The 17,374-nt window shown below is 51.3% G+C and carries 8 protein-coding genes and 3 pseudogenes; 3 read left to right on the forward strand and 8 right to left on the reverse strand.

From position 1 onward, the window contains the following. Window positions 1–924: 924 nt before the first annotated feature. The 3 genes and pseudogenes from VM99_26625 to VM99_26635 form a co-directional block, all read right to left on the reverse strand. A pseudogene (locus tag VM99_26625) lies at window positions 925–1,356 on the reverse strand (hypothetical protein). Between the two features lie 839 nt (window positions 1,357–2,195). Continuing rightward, window positions 2,196–3,131 (reverse strand): annotated as a pseudogene (locus VM99_26630) (hypothetical protein). 1,738 nt (window positions 3,132–4,869) lie between these two features. Next, the gene (locus VM99_26635) at window positions 4,870–5,784 is read right to left on the reverse strand and encodes a LysR family transcriptional regulator (GenBank protein ID AKK01446.1); all 915 of its coding nucleotides are present in this window, start codon (window positions 5,782–5,784) and stop codon (window positions 4,870–4,872) included. A 109-nt stretch (window positions 5,785–5,893) separates the two neighbouring features. On the opposite strand from VM99_26635, the gene VM99_26640 reads away from it, so the two are divergent. The 3 genes from VM99_26640 to VM99_26650 all read left to right on the forward strand — a co-directional run bounded on the left by VM99_26640 (window position 5,894) and on the right by VM99_26650 (window position 10,505). Continuing rightward, a complete protein-coding gene (locus VM99_26640) occupies window positions 5,894–6,646 on the forward strand; it encodes an oxidoreductase (protein ID AKK01447.1) in 753 nt (250 codons plus the stop codon). Between the two features lie 132 nt (window positions 6,647–6,778). After that, on the forward strand, window positions 6,779–8,326 hold the full coding sequence (locus VM99_26645) for a calcium-binding protein (protein ID AKK01448.1): 1,548 nt from the start codon (window positions 6,779–6,781) through the stop codon (window positions 8,324–8,326). A 748-nt stretch (window positions 8,327–9,074) separates the two neighbouring features. Next, a complete protein-coding gene (locus VM99_26650) occupies window positions 9,075–10,505 on the forward strand; it encodes a transposase (protein ID AKK01449.1) in 1,431 nt (476 codons plus the stop codon). A gap of 261 nt (window positions 10,506–10,766) precedes the next feature. Here VM99_26650 and VM99_26655 read toward each other — a convergent pair whose 3' ends face one another. From VM99_26655 to VM99_26675, 5 genes and pseudogenes are all read right to left on the reverse strand, one after another. Then, on the reverse strand, window positions 10,767–12,113 hold the full coding sequence (locus VM99_26655; protein AKK01450.1) for a hypothetical protein: 1,347 nt from the start codon (window positions 12,111–12,113) through the stop codon (window positions 10,767–10,769). 101 nt (window positions 12,114–12,214) lie between these two features. Next, entirely contained in the window at window positions 12,215–13,654 is a 1,440-nt protein-coding gene (locus VM99_26660; protein AKK01880.1) for a hypothetical protein, read from the reverse strand. A gap of 267 nt (window positions 13,655–13,921) precedes the next feature. Next, window positions 13,922–15,004, reverse strand: coding sequence for a restriction endonuclease or methylase (locus tag VM99_26665; protein AKK01881.1), 1,083 nt, complete (start codon window positions 15,002–15,004; stop codon window positions 13,922–13,924). A gap of 336 nt (window positions 15,005–15,340) precedes the next feature. Then, the gene (locus VM99_26670; GenBank protein AKK01451.1) at window positions 15,341–16,009 is read right to left on the reverse strand and encodes a hypothetical protein; all 669 of its coding nucleotides are present in this window, start codon (window positions 16,007–16,009) and stop codon (window positions 15,341–15,343) included. Window positions 16,010–16,081: 72 nt separating this feature from the next. Then, a pseudogene (locus VM99_26675) lies at window positions 16,082–17,374 on the reverse strand (hypothetical protein).

Genomic DNA, 17,374 nt, shown 5'->3' on the forward strand with positions numbered 1-17,374 from the left:
GCCGTGAAATCTGGATCAAAGTCTTCTGACAGCGCACAGGAAGTCCATAGCTGCGCAAGATCTTCGCGGTCAAGCGTAGAGGTCTTCGAGAATAGGCTCTGCCTGTAAACCCAGCTGGAGAAAATTTCACTTTCATGCGTTGGCCAATCAAAGCATTTCATTTTCGGTCGCCTCGATGACTTTGCTGATATGTGTAAGCAGGGTGAAATAGTCTGAGCATTGTTTTAGCCAAGTTTCCTTCAGTCACCCTGAAAAGGTGATCAAGTGCCTGCCTGCAAAATTCAGCACCTGATCTCTCCGCAATCACAGACTCAAAGAAATCCTTATACTCAACTAGATCTAGAAACCCAGATAACTCAACGCATCTATACGAATGTTGGCAAAGCGTCGAAAGCTTCAGCAGCTCAAGAGACCCCTCTCCATTGCTTGAAATCACAATATTAGTTTTTGGTAGCGCCCCCAAAATCCATTGTAGCTGTATAATAGATCGTCGCTTAGACGATTCTGATAGCGAAAAAAATCCAAAATCGTCAATATAGATAGTTGAAAAATTTCTTAGAGAAAACAGCTCATCAACAAACCTTGGAATGCCAAATTTTTCCTGGAACTCAATGTCAAGGCCTAAGCAGTCGTAAAACTGTCCAAGCAGATCCAGCCCGGAAAGATCCGGATGCTCTGCGATACACATGACGGGGCGGAGAGATCGATGCTTCATATAACCCAAGCATGTTGTTAGCCCAAACCCTGGCTGAGATAAGACGTGGCACAAAGTGCCTTCGCAAGCCAAAGCGCCGGATATTGAATTCACTGCAATTAGTTGCGAGGGCGAAAGGTTCATACTGTTTTTTTCTTCATTTTTTTTGGATCGTGGATATTAAAACCATATCTCATGGCGATCATATCAAGTTTAGAAAATTGAGCCGCCGTAATACGCTCAATGCCTTGTTCGATTGCGTCCATTGTAAGGCACTTTAGTATTTTCACGATATTATCGAGTATCCCATGCGAATGCGCATGAATCAAAGATCTAAGCTTCTGACCTGCAACATTCGACGGCAACTTGAGTGGCAGGTAGGTTTCATAAGTGGCAATGAAGTCAACAAAATCCTGATCAAGCTTCCAAGCTCGTAATGGCCACTGAACAAACCGTCGATCTAAAATTCTATCCAAAGCTATTGCTTCATTAGCAACCGAGTTCCCAAAGGCGATAATACAAAGCTTAATATTTCCTTCGGCGAGACTTCGCATCAGAGATAGAAGAGTTCGTTTGTTGCCATAGGCTTCAAGCATCCCATCAGACAACTCATCAATGACAATAGCTCCAATATTTTCTGCTTGAATCTTTCTTACGATCATATCGACACGGTTCGCAGCGGTAGTCCGCTTTCCAACTTGCACACCAAATCGCTCGCATAAAGCATCGTGCAACTTATAACGATTTATATTTTCCGTGAGGGTTATAAATATCATTTTCCTTCCAGAGAGCTCACCGAGATGTTGAAGTCTATAAAATAGCGCGGACTTCCCATCCCCTCCCTCTCCATGGATGAATATACTGGAGGCTTGTATCTGATTATCCGTATATAACATATGCTTCAAGCAAGTAAATAGCGGCTCGTAGCGAGGCGTGTCAATCCAGATATCATGACGTGCGATTCTGATACGTTCTTCATTCGGCAAGTCTGCTTGGTGCCTCAAAATTTCTTTGATATGAGCATATGGCATAATATTTTTCCCTATGGTATTTACGACTGATCTTTGTCTTCAATGATTCTAGGAACAAAAATATCCTCTACGAGATCCGCTTCAATTATTCTGGGCAAAAGAAACTGATGCTCTTGTTCAGCACTATCAGCACTCATCATCGTATATATTTTGGAGTCATCGATCACTTCAGCCTCGGAAACGTTCGACTCCACCACCGCAAGATCTATTGCCGGGACAGTAGGTGCTGGCTGGACTGGTGGTTTAGGGGAGTTCATAAAGGAAGTTTTCAGGGCGACAGCTTCTTGAATTATTTCTGCCTGATGATCCATAGCGTCATAGGCAAACTCATCATCTATGACACCGCTCGGCATATTGATCAAACCCTCTTTACGTTTCGACATTTGTTTATGGTTTGCATAGGACTCCCAGCTCAGAGAAAGACCATCCTTGGTATATGAACATGGAACCTTCAAGAAGCCATCTGGAGTCTTGGCCCAGATATAGCTAAGGTCATAACGAGAATATTTTATATCTAGCCTGCTTCCTACATACTTTTTCAATTCCTCGCAAACAAACCTCCGACCAGCAAAGTTAATCCCATATGGATGTATTTTGTAATCAAAACCCGTCGGCATGAAATCCAAGATAAAACGATATTGATCCTTTGCGTCAATCACGCGAGTTGGATCATATTTTCCTTGATCACGGTAATGACTCCAGGCTTGGCGAGGGGTGCACCCCAGAGATCTATGGATCGTTCCGTGGTAAATTGTGACCTGCTTTAGAAACCACTCCGTGAACTGACGGAAATCCATGGTTGCATTCAGCTCACTTTCAAAGCTCTCTCGTTCTACAGGGTTACTGCCAGTTGATCCAGGAAGAAAGTGCACTGCAGTTGTCATGAATGTCCCTATTACTCGTTCGATGATCCCTCCATACCATTTTTTATCTTTCGGGCGATGATCCCACTCCATCCCCCACTCTCTGCACTGCTGGATAAATCTTTCGCTAGTAAACTCCGCAGCATTGTCAGTAAATATCACAACCGGCACGCCAAAAAATGGATACTCATTTGGGTTCTTTAGGAATGTGAACAAATGAAAATCTTTCGTCAGAACTGCAAATGCCAGTGCAGCTGCTACCGTGTCCAAGTTAGGGGCTTCGAGACTTAAATAAAAACCTAGCACTACTCTTGATTTGTCGCACAGAATCATTGTGACCCATGGCCGCCCAATGATTACGTCTCTGTTTTGTTCGTCCACTAGCAGCAAGTCAACGCGGGTGTGATCCATTGATACACGCTGGAGCAATAGATCTATTACAAGTTTTTTTGGCCTGAATCCGTATTTTTGATTGAAAGCTTCTTCCGTGAGTTTTTGTCGATCTCTTTCCTTTTCTGGCTTCGCTAGTAGAAACCTTCGAGCAGCATGCCGGGTGACAGGTCGCTCTCCCGACACAACACAATATCTCCGTGCGTATTTCAACAGAACGCTAATAGATGCCTTCGAGCCCTTGTAATCATTTTGAAAAGATTTTTCTAGTGCAGCTATTTGGCCTGTTGTAGAGCGATGACTACCTTTCGGTGTACCCTTGTTTTCTCGAACGATACTTTTACCATTGCGGTAATCATTCAGCAGTTTATAAAACTGACTATGCTTTAACCCCAAAAGGCTCATGCCTCTTTGGGGTGGCATTCCTAGAATCACTTGATCGAAAATAGAGGCACGCTCACGCGCGATTGCTTCCTCTCGTTCATCAATAGTTCTTTCATAGTAAGGGATGAGTTCTTTGCTTGGCGGAACTCCGGACTCTTTCCAGTCTCTGGGGATGCCGTGATTTGGATTAATGATTACTTCCGTGGAGGGTAGGTTATTCTCGATAGCTTCCTCTGTGCCTAATGGCTTCTTATCCATAACCAAATCTAGATTCTCACTCAGATTGAATGACGTCCATCATAGTCAAAGACACCCTTCGCGCAAGCTGTCGGAAACTCACAAAAACGTTGTTAGATGACCAAATCTCGATTATTATGAATATTGAAAGCCAAAACTTTTATGTAGTCAGATTGTGTAAAATCAGAAAACTTTTTGAATATCAGAAAGTTGTAAAATAAAGTACAAAAAAATCAAATTCAATATATGTGATAATCAACTACCCATCACTTTCATCTGCGCGCATAGCAATTTCATTTTTAGTTCCAAAATATTCTATTTGTACGAGCCCGCGCATTAGACGAACTCGATTTATTTTGGTTTTAGGTATTCGACGACTCTAAGAATGTCGTGGAAGCACTACCGAAGGTCTACCCAAAGGCGCAAAGGGATATTCGATTGTCGCAGCCAAGCCCGCTTCAAGGTCGAACTCCGAATCGTGCTGAGAATTTCATCACCCAATTCGAGTTTCTCACGAGTCTGTGTAGCAGGGCATCGCATTAGCGTATTTAAGCCCCTTCATAGATAGGGCTTTATGCGCCCGAAGTACGCCCGGAGTTAAGGGGTACTACTGACGGTTCTTAACCGGAAAAATGAAAAATGCGTTCTATTATCGGAAAACAGAAATCTGTTTTCCGATAATAGAACGTGACCCTAATATAACCAATTGATAAATATGAAAATTCTATCTGTCCGGAATACTTTCAACGTTTACACCTGCTCCTACGGTTGCAACCTTTGTCCGCTCTGCTCATCTTTTCCGGGTAATGAGTTCACTCATGTACTGATTCAAGTCACGCAGATCGTTGATGCTCCAGGCGTGCGGAGCAATCTTCACGTTGTTTTCTCGCAAGGTTTTTGGAATCAGGCTTCCACTCGGGCGAAGAATGACCGATGAAACAATCACGCCGGGATAATCATTGAGTCGCTTCTTGAAGGCGGACGTGGTCAGGTCAGGCGTTGGCGGATTGCTCTTTTTCGCCAACGGCCCTGTTCCTTTGACGTCGGCGCCATGGCACACGGCGCATCGCTGTGTATAGAGATTCTTTCCATTGGCATTATCCGCATAGGATAACGAGGGCTGAAAAACACATGAAAAGCCAAGCAGAACAACAGGTAATATCTTCATTTGCATTTATTTTATTCAGACGAAAAAACTATCCGCTCTTCTCGGAAGTCATGAGCGGCGCACAGTTGCTCACGACAAAGACATGCCGTGGATCATCAATCACTACACCCATCGCCACACAGGCTCACTTAAACGCTCGGCAAAAAAGTCCGACAGCGCCTTGATTTTTACCGGCCGGGTGCGGGCCGAGGGGGTGACGAAATACAAGCCGCCACGCGTCATGCTCCATTCCGGCAGCACCACGACCAAGCGCCCATCGGCCAGGTATTCGCTGGCTATGAATTCCGGCAGTTCGGCAATGGCCAGTCCTTCAAGCAACACTGGCAATAACGCATCCGAGTTGGTCACTCTTAACGGGCCGCTGGGCACCACGTCTTCTTCGGTGCCGTCTTTGTGGGTAAACCGCCACACTTGGCTGCGGGCTCGATAGGCATAGCTCAGGCATGTACGGGTCGCCAGTTCGCGGGGATGGCTGGGGTGGCCGTGGGCAGCTAGATACGCCGGTGAGGCAACCAGGTATTGGGTGACCGCGCACAGATGCCGCGCAACCAGCGACGAATCCGGCAATACGGCAATGCGCAGTGCCGCATCGAAGCCCTCGGCGATCAGGTCTACCGAGGCGTCTGAAAGGTGCAGGTCAATCGAAAGCTCGGGATACAGCCGGATCAACTGCGGCATCAGCGGTGCCACCCAACGCAGTCCAAACGACATGGGGATCGCCAGGCGCACCTGGCCGCGGGGCTGGATCGATAACGCCTGAGCCTCGCTTTCCACCGCTTCAGCCTGCCGATAGATCTCCCCTGCCCTGGCTGCCATGCTCGCGCCGAATTCTGTGAGGGCCAGTTGCCGCGAGGTGCGGTTGAACAAGCGTCCACCCAGGCGCTCCTCCAGCCGCGCGACCGCCCGCGATACCGTAGGCACCGACACGCTCATGACACGTGCCGCACCGGCGAACGAGCCCTCTTCGGCCACCTTGGCAAACATCGCCAACCCTTCGAAATCTGGAAGCTTGCTCATTTCATTTCTGCAACGATAGGTTTCAGACAATTCTATTTTGAAAGTCCCGCCCCGTCGATAAGCTTCTCTCACACCGCAAATCACTCAATCGAAATACGGGAGAAACACCATGACGAACAAACTCGAAGGCAAAATTGCATTGGTGACCGGCGGCACTACCGGCATCGGCCTGGCCACTGCAAAACGCTTCGCTCAAGAAGGCGCCCACGTCTATATCACGGGCCGTCGCCAAGCCGAACTGAACGCTGCCCTCGCCGCTGTCGGCAACGCCACCGGCGTGCAGGTGGATTCCTCCAAGCTCGATCAGTTGGACGCGTTGTACCGCCAGATTGGCGCGACCCACGGCCGCATTGATGTGCTGTTCGTCAATGCCGGCGGCGGCTCCATGCTGCCACTGGGCGAGATCACGGAACAGCAGTACGACGACACCTTCAATCGCAACGTAAAAGGCGTGCTGTTCACGGTGCAAAAGGCGCTGCCGCTGCTGGCCCCAAAAGCCTCGGTGATTCTCACCGGCTCCACGGCAGGCAGCTCGGGCACCGCCGCCTTCAGTGTCTACGCCGCGTCCAAGGCCGCCGTGCGCGCCTTTGCACGCAACTGGATTCTGGATTTGAAAGACCGACAGGTACGCATCAACACGATCAGCCCCGGCGCCACGCGCACGCCTGGCCTGGTTGAATTGGCCGGCCCCGATGCCGCTCAGCAACAAGGCTTACTCGACTACTTGGCATCGCTGATCCCAATGGGACGTGTCGGTGAAGCCGAAGAAATCGCCAGCGCAGCGTTGTTCCTGGCCTCGGATGACGCCAGCTTCGTCAACGGTATCGAACTGTTTGTCGACGGCGGCCAGGCGCAAATCTGAGCACTCAGCGAGCGACTCCCCTGGGACGGCGCTTATAACCGTTCATCAAACGCGGCCCACTGCTATCAACGAAACAGCGTTATTGGCGTTGAACCACACTAGCAGTGGACCAACCGCAGGTAAGGAGCACGCATGACCCAAGCTTTCAACATCAGCGATCTCACCAAGCACTCCGTGCCTGACGATTTGCAGGTCACGAGCGCCAGTAGCCGGGTCAGCAAGAACCCGATCGAACTCATCGTGCAGGGTACCCCTGGCAGTGATTACCTGCGCGGTGGGCTGGCCAACGAGCTGTTGATGGGCGGAGCCGGCAACGACCAGATAGTCAGCGGGGGTGGCAATGACGTGATGGTCCCCGGTGCCGGATTCGACACCTTGTACGGTGGCGCCGGCAGCGATGTATTTCGCTTCGACCGCCTCGGCGACAGCTATATCAAGGCCGGAAGCGAGTTCACCGATGCCATCAGCTATTTTGATCCCGCCCACGATGTCCTCGACCTGTCAGCTCTGGGCTTTAGCCATCTGGGCAATGGCTACGGCGATACCCTGCACATACGTAGCGAGCCCCTGCGCGGCATCTACATTTTGGAAAACTACGAGCAAGACCATAATGGCCGGCATTTTGCCGTGCAGTTCCTGTCCAACAGCGGCCTGATTACCGATGCCAACTTGCAACCGCTGATCAACGGTACCTCGCACGACGACCTGCTGGTGGGAACCGACGCTGGCGAAACCATCAAGGCCGGCGCTGGCCGCGACACTATCGAAGCGAGTGCGGGCAATGACCGGCTATTTGGAGGCGCCGGCGGCGACACACTGAGCGGCGGCGCGGGTGCCGACACCTTTGTGTATAACCAGCTCAGCGACAGCTACCGCAACGATGCCAGTGGCAGCTACAGCCACCGCGACCTGATCACCGATTTCAATGGCAACGACCATGACATGATCGACGTGTCCGCGCTGACCTTCACCGGGTTGGGTAACGGCTACAACGGCACGCTGAAGGTGGTCCTCAACCTGGCGGGCGACACCACCGCGCTTAAATCACTGGAGGCCGATGCCAACGGTAACCGCTTCGAAATCCTGCTCAGTGGGAACCACGTCAGTGAACTTAATGCCAGCAGCGTGCTGTTCGCCCCGCCCAGTAATGCGACAACTGTGATTACCCCGCAGCCGATCACACCGGTGAATCTGGCCGGCGACGATAAGGCCAATACCCTGTATGGCTACTGGGGCGACGATACTCTGGCCGCCGGTGCCGGAAACGACACCCTTGAGGGTAACGCTGGCAACGACGTGCTGACCGGTGGGTTGGGCGCGGACAAGCTCACCGGCGGCACAGGCAACGACCGTTTCGTGTTCACCAGCAGCGGCGACAGCTATGCAGGCAGCAGCGACCTGATCACTGACTTCATCTGGGGCGAAGACAAGCTCGACGTCTCCGCGCTCGGCGTAACCGGTTTGGGCGACGGCCGTAACGGCACCTTGCGCATGACCTACGATGAAATCAACGAACGCACTTACCTGCGTAGTAGCGAGCCAGGTGCCGATGGGCACGCCTTTCAGGTCACGCTAGCCGGATTCGATTACACGCACTTGATCACCAATGCCGACCTGGTGGTTGCCGATACGACAGAGATCGGGCTCATTGGGCACACCACTGTTGACTACTTGAGCTAGCACTTCCCTCACAGCCGGCCATCAGCCCCCACCTTTAGTTATGCAACGGCTACGGTGTGGGGTGCTGACCGCAGCTACGAGTCGAAAGCAGGCGTCTGAAATCGTCCGTTTTTTGGCCAGAAGCGGCCTTTGGCAATGGCGGCTATCGGCCCAGAGTGTGTAAAAACGCTAAGGGGTCTCACTTTTAGGTTCTTCACCTGTCGGAAATCTATAAGCCTCGTGTCCCCGCACTCATACCGTCTTGACGTTAACAGCTGCGCCGATAGTGCCTCCGGAAACAGATACGATGTAGTCGGCCGCTCTTTGGCAAAGGGTGGCGTGCGATGAACGGATTACGAGGGTAAGAGGCATGAGCGAGAGCGGGTCAATGTCGATACGTTCTCCTGATGTGCCGCGAAGCGACAATGTCAGTTCCGTCCATTGGCGATCATCTGAACCTGCGCAGTCACCGTCAGAGTCAACATCACATCCGGTTCCCCATAGATGTTCAGCAATGCAATAGAAGGCCGGCAATGGTCTTTCTGGCGTGATTTGAATGGAATAGCAAGTAGACATGATTTGTTGGCCGTGCCTATCTGTCAGGAGGAGAAAGGGTATCTCGGAGCCTGAGGCTGAGCAATCAGAGTCGCTGCCCTCACACCGTCTATATATAGACATCCATTGGTGTCTGCGATTGCCCCGGCGTATGTAGAAACGAATCCGTGATCCCTTGCTATGATTGCTGAGGATTTTATCGCGGGGATTGCCTATGAAGCGCTTTATCCAAGGTGAACACCGAGGCCAAGGCACCCTACTTCCCGAAAGCCTCGACGACTACGTCAGCGATACCAATCCGGTACGAGTAGTTGACGTTTTCGTCGACGAACTCAACTTGGTTAATCTAGGTTTTGAAGGTGCCATTCCAGCCGATACTGGACGACCGGCTTACCACCCCGCGATCCTGCTAAAGATCTACATCTACGGCTATCTCAACCGCATTCAGTCGAGTCGGCGGCTGGAACGAGAAGCTCAACGCAACGTCGAGCTGATGTGGTTGACCGGGCGTTTGATGCCGGATTTCAAGACCATCGCCAACTTCCGAAAAGACAACAGCAAGGCTATCCGAGGCGTCTGTCGCCAGTTCGTTATGCTGTGTCAGCAGTTGGGACTGTTTGGAGAACATCTGGTCGCCATTGATGGCAGTAAATTCAAAGCAGTCAACAACCGCGACCGCAATTTCACCAGCGCCAAACTGAAGCGGCGTATGGAAGAAATTGAATCGAGTATCAACCGTTACCTGGTGGCACTCGATGCTGCCGATCGGCAAGAACCCACAGCTTCCGAGCCCAGTGCCGTGCGGCTGGAAGAGAAAATCGCCAAGCTCAAAACTCAAATGAAGGAGCTTCAATCGATCGAAATCCAGCTCAATGAATCGCCGGATAAACAGGTCTCACTGACCGATCCAGACAGCCGTTCCATGATGACACGCGGCACCGGAATCGTCGGCTATAACGTACAGACAGCGGTCGATACCCAACATCATTTGATCGTTGCACATGAAGTCACTAACGTCGGTTCCGACCGCGATCAACTCAGCTCGATGGCCATGCAGGTCCGCGAGGCTGTCGCGTCAGAAACGTTGTCGGTAGTGGCTGATCGAGGTTACTTCAAAAGCGAAGAGATCCTGACTTGTCACGATGCAGGCATCACGGCCTATGTGCCCAAGCCGATGACCTCTGGAGCCAAAGCGGACGGGCGTTTCAATAATGATGCCTTCATCTATGACGCGGCAAAAAACGAATATATTTGCCCAGCCGGAGAAGCACTGATCTGGCGCTATACCAACGTTGAAAAAGGCCTAACGCTGCACCGTTACTGGAGTTCGAAATGCAGGGGCTGCACAATGAAATCGCAGTGCACCCCGAGCACGGAACGACGAATTCGACGCTGGGAACATGAAGCTGTACTGGAGGAAATGCAGGCCCGGTTAAGCAAAGCACCGGAGATGATGCGAGTCCGAAAACGGACTGTTGAGCATCCCTTCGGCACGCTCAAGCAATGGATGGGTGCGACGCACTTCCTGACCCGAAAGCTGGCCGGGGTGAGCGCGGAGATGAGCTTGAATGTGCTCGCCTACAACTTGAAGCGAGTCATGAAAATTCTCGGTATCAGCAGTTTAATGAAGGCACTGTCGGCCTGAAGAGGTCTTTATTTTGACCACCCAGCAAGGTAGAAGCGACGCAGGGGGCTCCCAGACCCAAGTGATGATCCGCAGGACTTGTTGTGAGCAATTACTCAGCTAACAGCCGTCGGCGCTTCGCGCCGACAGTGTACAAATGCGTTTTTACACACTCTGGGCCACTAGCGGTCACTCGCATCATCTGCTGAAACCGCTACTGTATGAATTAGTTGGCGCTCTTGCATGGCTTGGGCGTTCAGGTCAAATGCAAAGATAGCCCGCTCATAAATTATGCGTAAGGATGATATCTTGAAGCGCACTAATTGAATGATCTTCGCCGACTCGTCCAAGCTTGAATTCAACCCTATGATCCAACTCTCCATACATGGTGGAAAGTTTCTGGAGGATTTGTTCTTCCCGTATTAAATCATCACTGTCTCGAACAAGAATTACCACGTGACACTTGGTGAGGTTGTTTCTCTTCAACGAGTTCTGCAAACGAGGCATCTGCTTTCGTAGAATAACTCGAGCAAAGGAGGAGAAATGCCGTGATGATACCGACTTAACTTCCACTCCAATGTGCTCGCCGGTGCGATCTGCAACAAAGTCAAAGCCGAATTCGTTAGGCGATGAATTTGTATTTATATTGTAGCCTTGCTTTGTATAAAACTCCGCAACGGCCTTCTCTGACAAATAACCTATTGCGACTGGGGAATCAAGGTTGTATGTGTAAATCATTAAATCTCGGTCTTCCTCGTTTATATCAATTTCACCCACCTTGGCTGACGCCTTATTTATTATTTGCTTCAGCTTATCACAGAGGCCTCTGATTTGCTCAAACTCGCCGCGCTTAACATGCCTATTATGGGCGACCTTGTTTCTAAGTTTGTAAAGCAAGGCCCACTTGGTATCTACGCTGCCACTTTCTTCATCGATTACGGATGAAAAATATTTTTCCCAATTGGAGGTGGGTAGATATTTTTTTATCGTCTCTTGATCATCTGGTGAGAATTTTGTTTTTGTTAGCAACCTATCTAGCTCTTCGATTGATATATCCCGCTTATTTCCAAACAGAACCTCTTTTAGATGAATGAAATCAAGTTTAAAAAGGTCATTTACATGTGGGTCATCATCGCTGAAATTATCAATTTTTTTGAATAAATCTGGATGGATTGTATCTTTTGACCAATTTACGCCTACAGTGATCAGCATGAATTTTGCGATCAGCCTACGCATGAGATTTTCAACCTCATTAATTAACGGGTACGATTTCTCCGCATACATTCGACCAATGTCATCCCACAATGTGTTTATTGTTGTTTTTCCTGGGGATATTCTCTCCGCAATTGATCTCACTCTATCGCAAAGCTCATTAAAATTATCCATTTCGGACTCGTCAATCGCTTCGAGTAGCAAGGTGAAGTAACGCTCCTGCTTAGACATAATAAGGCCAGTTTCCACGCGAAATTTTGCGACAGTAAGATCCTTCGCTTTTGAGGATCTTCTGTAAGAGATTTTCTGTCCATCGACGCTTATTAAAGAGTCAATTTTCAAAAACTCGACAAACGATTTTTTACTTATGCAGAAGGACTCTGACTCAGGTATAAGTATCAACAATTCGATTCTCATTAAGCACTCCTTAATTCTAAGACTGAGTCAGCCAAGCATTGCGTAGATGCCCACATCGTAACTAAACCGCGCCGAGGAGCGGCTTCAGAATTGACGAATAGTTATGCGCCACCAGTTTCAATTTCAGTCTCCTGCTCTGGATCTTTAGTTGGTGGGCCGGGGAAAATCACTTGCCCTACGGACGACAATATTGCTTGGCGACAGGCGGCTGCAAAATCAGCGTCCTGGCAATCTACGTAGCTTTGCACCGCGAGGAAAAGATCTGGCGTGGACACTAATGCGGTGTTCATAGTAAGTGCCGAAGCGGAGCATTTCTCTGTGAACGGATGCGTTCGCTGGTCTATAGGTAATATCCTGTACGCATTCCCAAATAGCACTGGCTTCGCCGGTACTTCCACCGACTCCCTGAGCAAATCCTCGTGAATATTCATTTGTAGCTGTCGTAATTTGTCGACGTTCACTGCCTTGTTGTCTTTACCCTCAGCTTCTCCTATGAGACGTCCCTCAGCTGACTCAAAGACAACATCAAACTCCGACCCAACATCTTTAAAAGGCTCTGCGGTGAAGCCGAGCTTCCGCAGCGCTTCGATAATGGCTTCCTCCAGTGGCTTTCCCTTCTCGAAGAGCAAGCCTCGAAGATGACCTTCAACCCGCAGTCGCTCAGTAAGTTCTTCTTTAGTCTGCTGTGCCGTTTCGACAGCCAGCTCAGCAGCCATCAACTCAGCGCGTAAAGTGCGCTCCGGAGCCATGAGATATAGGTCACTAGATGCCCAAGCGGGCTCCTCAGTGAGGTCACTCTCGGAGCGTAAGGCTTTGTCCAACTCGACGATTGCAGCTACAAAGCGATCGGCAAAGATCGTCGCCTTCTTCGTCCAAACCTGCTTTTCGTTCCTCTCAGTTACAAAGGCATCAGGATAAAAATCGACGTCCGGGAGCACCACTAGACTGCCTGTGGACGCTTTGCTCGGAAAAATCGCCCCCACTGGCTTGTCGCCCGTTCTGGTCAGTATTGCGGTTGATGCTTTTTCAGGAGAAAGCAGTACGTGATATGTAAAAAACTCTCGAAACTGATTCCAGAATGCGGCGAGTGCTGGCGCAACAGATGACGCCAATTTCATTTCTGACCCGTTCGCTATTACAGGCTTTAAATCGGCGGGAATCGAGTTGTAGTTGTTATATTCAGTAACGTGACGAGTTGTCTTCTGATTCCTCCCGGTACCCGAATAAGTTCTTTGGCCAGTGTCGATGTACACCGACGTTAGCTCTGGGAGAAAGACGAGGGCAGTCTTTCCAGAGGCCACGGCCTCCTTAAGCTCCCGACGCCAGTGCTCACAACATTCCCGAAGTTGAAAGGATTGTGTGTCGCTAAGACTCGGCTTGCCTTGGAAGTAGTCGACTCCATAGATCAAAAAATCGCTGATCAACGGCCTAAAAAGCACAATATCAAAGTCTAATAGGGAGGACTTCGACTTAAACTGGACATGTTTGACGCTACCAGATGCCAGCTCGCATCCGATTGTCACGATTTTCTTTTCGCTCATCATGCCCCCGTAGTAATTATGTAGCAAATAACTCTTTTTCTAAACGTAATGGCTTGAGTCGTTTAAGTGTCATGACGGAGAACCGCACGCTCAATGAGATGGAGTGACAAGTAATGCTCGAAGGCGACGAACTCGTTCGCATTCTGTCTATGCTCACCTTAGGGTGCGCCCCTAGATACGTAAATGTCCGCCTCTGGTCGGAAGCGGACGGTCGGAACGGCAGCTATCACAATCCTTTGAATTCCAGGAGGGACTGAGATACTTCACTTATGCCTCTTGGTAAAAAGAGATAGTCTCTTTCAGCGAGGCCGAAAACTCGTAAATCTCGTCCAGCGAGTTGATTGGATGGCGGGTTTCGACTTTATCTTTATCGAAAAGACCAAGATATTTTTGGCTTCGATTGAAGTGAAGTCTTGCGATAGGCTTTCTATTGTTGTCATCTAGGAGGATGCCGAAGTAGCTCTGCGTATCTCTGCTAGCAATGCGCTTTGCGTCTATAACAGTCCGGACAATTGCTTTGATGATATGAAAACCTTCCAACTCCTCCATTGTCGTTAGGATACGATCTTCAGGTTCTTCTTGGGCTTCAACCTGATTCTCAGCGACGACCGATTCAGCAAACGTTGGAAAGGTGGCTTTACTCATCGCTGACTTCAACCTGTCGTTGATCTGATCACTGAGAAACTGAGAAGCAGCTTTCCTTGTAAGCAAAGTAAATTGATCTCGGACCTTTTGAGTGATAACTCCTTCGTAAACACGCGACGCGAAGAAACGGATGAAATCATCATCAGGCTGGGCAAACTGCTTAGCCATTTCCTTTTTTATGTTTCCCACATATTTCAGTTCCCCTGCGGCATTGATGATCGAATCAACGTCGAATGCGGATTTCGTAAGCTTTTGAAGCTCAGGCATGACGTGTTCATCAATGTTAAGCAGGTCGATCTCTAAAAATGGCTTTTCATCCATTTTATTCGGTGCATCTAGATCGGTATAGAACCGATAAAACCTGCCATTCGTGAGGATAGAAATTCGCGCAGTGGTAACGTGGAAGTAGCGGAAGAGTTGGCTCGCATGGTTGATATTAAGTGGCTCTCCGACCTTTTTCGTTTCGATCAATATCTGGATCTGGCCGCCCTTCAAGATCGCATAATCAATCTTTTCGCCTTTTTTCGTGCCAACATCGCAGACGTATTCTGGAACGACTTCGGAGGGATCGAACACATCATAGCCAAGTACGGTATGAATAAACGGCATGACGAAAGCAGTCTTCGTTGCCTCTTCCGTCTGTATGGTCGACGCTAGCTGGTTAACCTTCGCTGACATTGCGCTCAAGCATTCTACAAAATCCATTTCCTTGCTCCGTTGCCAGTTCACCCGATCGGGATCGTAGAGGCGCAACGCTACTACGCCTAAATCTAATTCAGCTACTGACATTCCATCCATGCTGGATGCCTGACCAGCTGTGAGTGATTTAGAACCTCCTTTGTCACCTCCTGTTAAGCTGTCCTACTGGCCGACAGCGGTCGCTTGCCGATGTCCGCTTCTGGCCGATTTCTGCCAATATTTATCCGCCCAAAACGACCAATTCATATCGGTCACGAATAGCACCCAGGCAAAATCTCGAGCGCCCCCCCACTCTTCAGTGACGTATTTCTACACCACAAACCGGCTCTACCCTGAAACCACTCAGGAATCGCGCTGAGCCTCTTGGCGCAGCGCATCAAGCTGTTGCTGTGCATGGGCAGCCTGGCAGTAGGCGTTGAGGATATCTGCAATCTGGTCGCAATCCAGGGTGATGCCTTCATGCACCAGGCCGGCAGACAGGATGCGGATCTGCGGCTGGGGCTTTTTGAGGGCCATGGCCTGGTTGCCGAATATCTGTCGCGCGGAGCGATGAACAGGCAGGGGCGCATCGGCACGCAACATCAGTTTCTGCTCCGTCAGCCAGCCTTCGTCATTGATGGAGACGTCGACAATGTCCAGCAGGTCCACCGGTGCGCTCAGCGTGTCCGCAAACAGCTGGCGGCGGGTCAAGCGCATAAACACGTGTTGCCCGGCGTTGCGGTGCTGCCAGGTGATCAATGCAAACACCACCGCCATCACCGCAGCACACACGGCCAGGCTGGTGGCCCCGCTATTCAGGGCGTACCCCAGCAAGCCCAGGGCAACCAGCAAAAACAGCGGGCTGCGCACCTTGTAGCGGCGCGAGTTAGTGAATTCGGTCTGCTCGGGTACGCGCTGGATAACCTGCTCGAGTTCGGCGATCGCACGCTCGCGCTGGGCGTCGCGGGAGTCGGCGTATTCCTGGCTGAGTGCGCTGGCGAGATCCGACAGCGGATCCGAAGGTTGGGTCATGGATCATTCTCCTTGGACAGTGGGTATCGGCGGTGATACGGGCTGCGTGGCAGCCGACGACGCCGTATGGATGAGTTGGCTGAACCAGTGTCGGTCGTGTTCGGTGGGTACGCGGGTGGCCTCGGCCAGCAGCGCGTCATCCAGGGTTACGCCCAGTTGCTGGAGGCGGAGTGCCGTCGGCGGGTGTGTATCGAACGGGTGCGCGATGGTGTGGTTCAGCGCCGCGTCGTTCAGGCGCAGTGGCGTGTGTCGCAGGTGGTCGGCCAGGGCCTGGATCAGGTTGGAGTGGCGCTCGGCGAGCAGCGTGTTGATTTCAGCGTCCAGCGCGATCACCCGCAACAGCGCCTGGCAGAACAGGCGCTCACCGCCGATGTTGCCGCCCACCCGATCCGCCGCCAATTCCTGAGCGCGGCCCCAGTGATGCACCGCCAGTTGAAAGTAATGCAGGAAACGTTGCGTCATCCAGATCGCCGGGCGCTCGATCCAGGCCGGGTCGGCATCCTCGGCACGGATAAACGCAAAGTGCAGGCACATCAGGCTGAAATGCGCACCGATCTCGCTGCCCCGCTCGGTGTCACGGCTACAGAAATGGCCCAGCTCATGACCGATGATCGACGCGGCCTCGGCCTGGCTCAGGGTCGAGAGGTAGGTCAGCGGCAGGTAAAGGGTGCGCCCGCGGAGCAAGTCGCCGGCCGGTTGCAGGGCCACATCAACGCTGGTGACGAAAAACGATTGGTCGATGCCCACCACTATATGGTCGGGCACCGGCGCACCGGTGGCTGTGGCCAGTTGCTCAATCCATGCCCACAAGGCCGGGGCTTTGTCACGCCCCATCCGGTGCCCCAGGAACGCCGAGGACGGGCTATCCAGCGCGTGCCATTGCTGGCGCAGACGCCCGATCAAGAGGCAGCCCGCCCATAGCACGGCAATCAGCGGCACCGCCACCAGCAGTATGAGCCAGCCACCGGCTTTCAAATGGCTCCAGCCCCAGCTCAGCTCATACAACAGACTCAGGGCCAACGCGCCCATCAACAGCCCGGCGTAAGCCGACAGCCAATGGCCCAAGGCACGCCAGCAGAGGAACAGGCGGTCGTAGAGAAAATCCCTGGACTTCAGCGCACGCCAGGCATCCAGCCTCAGCTTGAGCCACGTCGCAGGCCCGGCCACCAACGCGGCGAGGGCCAGCCAGTAGGCCAACCCTGCCAACACCTGACGCACGCGGAGCCAGGCGTAGTAGCCGCCGATATTCTGTGCTTCGCGCAGCACGTCATCGACGCGTCCGCTTTGCACACTGGCCCAGGTCATGAGCACCACCGGCAGCAGCAATATCGTCAGCGGCCACGACCACCGCGCGAACCGGCTCAT

Origin of the sequence: Pseudomonas chlororaphis, from assembly GCA_001023535.1 — a bacterium.
Classification (GTDB): Bacteria; Pseudomonadota; Gammaproteobacteria; order Pseudomonadales; family Pseudomonadaceae; genus Aquipseudomonas; species Aquipseudomonas chlororaphis_E.

Excerpts from the sequence above, each read along its gene's own strand:
- VM99_26635 (AKK01446.1), bottom strand. The coding sequence starts at position 5,784 with ATGAGCAAGCTTCCAGATTTCGAAGGGTTGGCGATGTTTGCCAAGGTG.
- VM99_26655 (AKK01450.1), bottom strand. The coding sequence starts at position 12,113 with ATGAGAATCGAATTGTTGATACTTATACCTGAGTCAGAGTCCTTCTGC.
- VM99_26650 (AKK01449.1), top strand. The coding sequence starts at position 9,075 with ATGAAGCGCTTTATCCAAGGTGAACACCGAGGCCAAGGCACCCTACTT.
- VM99_26660 (AKK01880.1), bottom strand. The coding sequence starts at position 13,654 with ATGAGCGAAAAGAAAATCGTGACAATCGGATGCGAGCTGGCATCTGGT.
- VM99_26670 (AKK01451.1), bottom strand. The coding sequence starts at position 16,009 with ATGACCCAACCTTCGGATCCGCTGTCGGATCTCGCCAGCGCACTCAGC.
- VM99_26665 (AKK01881.1), bottom strand. The coding sequence starts at position 15,004 with ATGGATTTTGTAGAATGCTTGAGCGCAATGTCAGCGAAGGTTAACCAG.
- VM99_26645 (AKK01448.1), top strand. The coding sequence starts at position 6,779 with ATGACCCAAGCTTTCAACATCAGCGATCTCACCAAGCACTCCGTGCCT.
- VM99_26640 (AKK01447.1), top strand. The coding sequence starts at position 5,894 with ATGACGAACAAACTCGAAGGCAAAATTGCATTGGTGACCGGCGGCACT.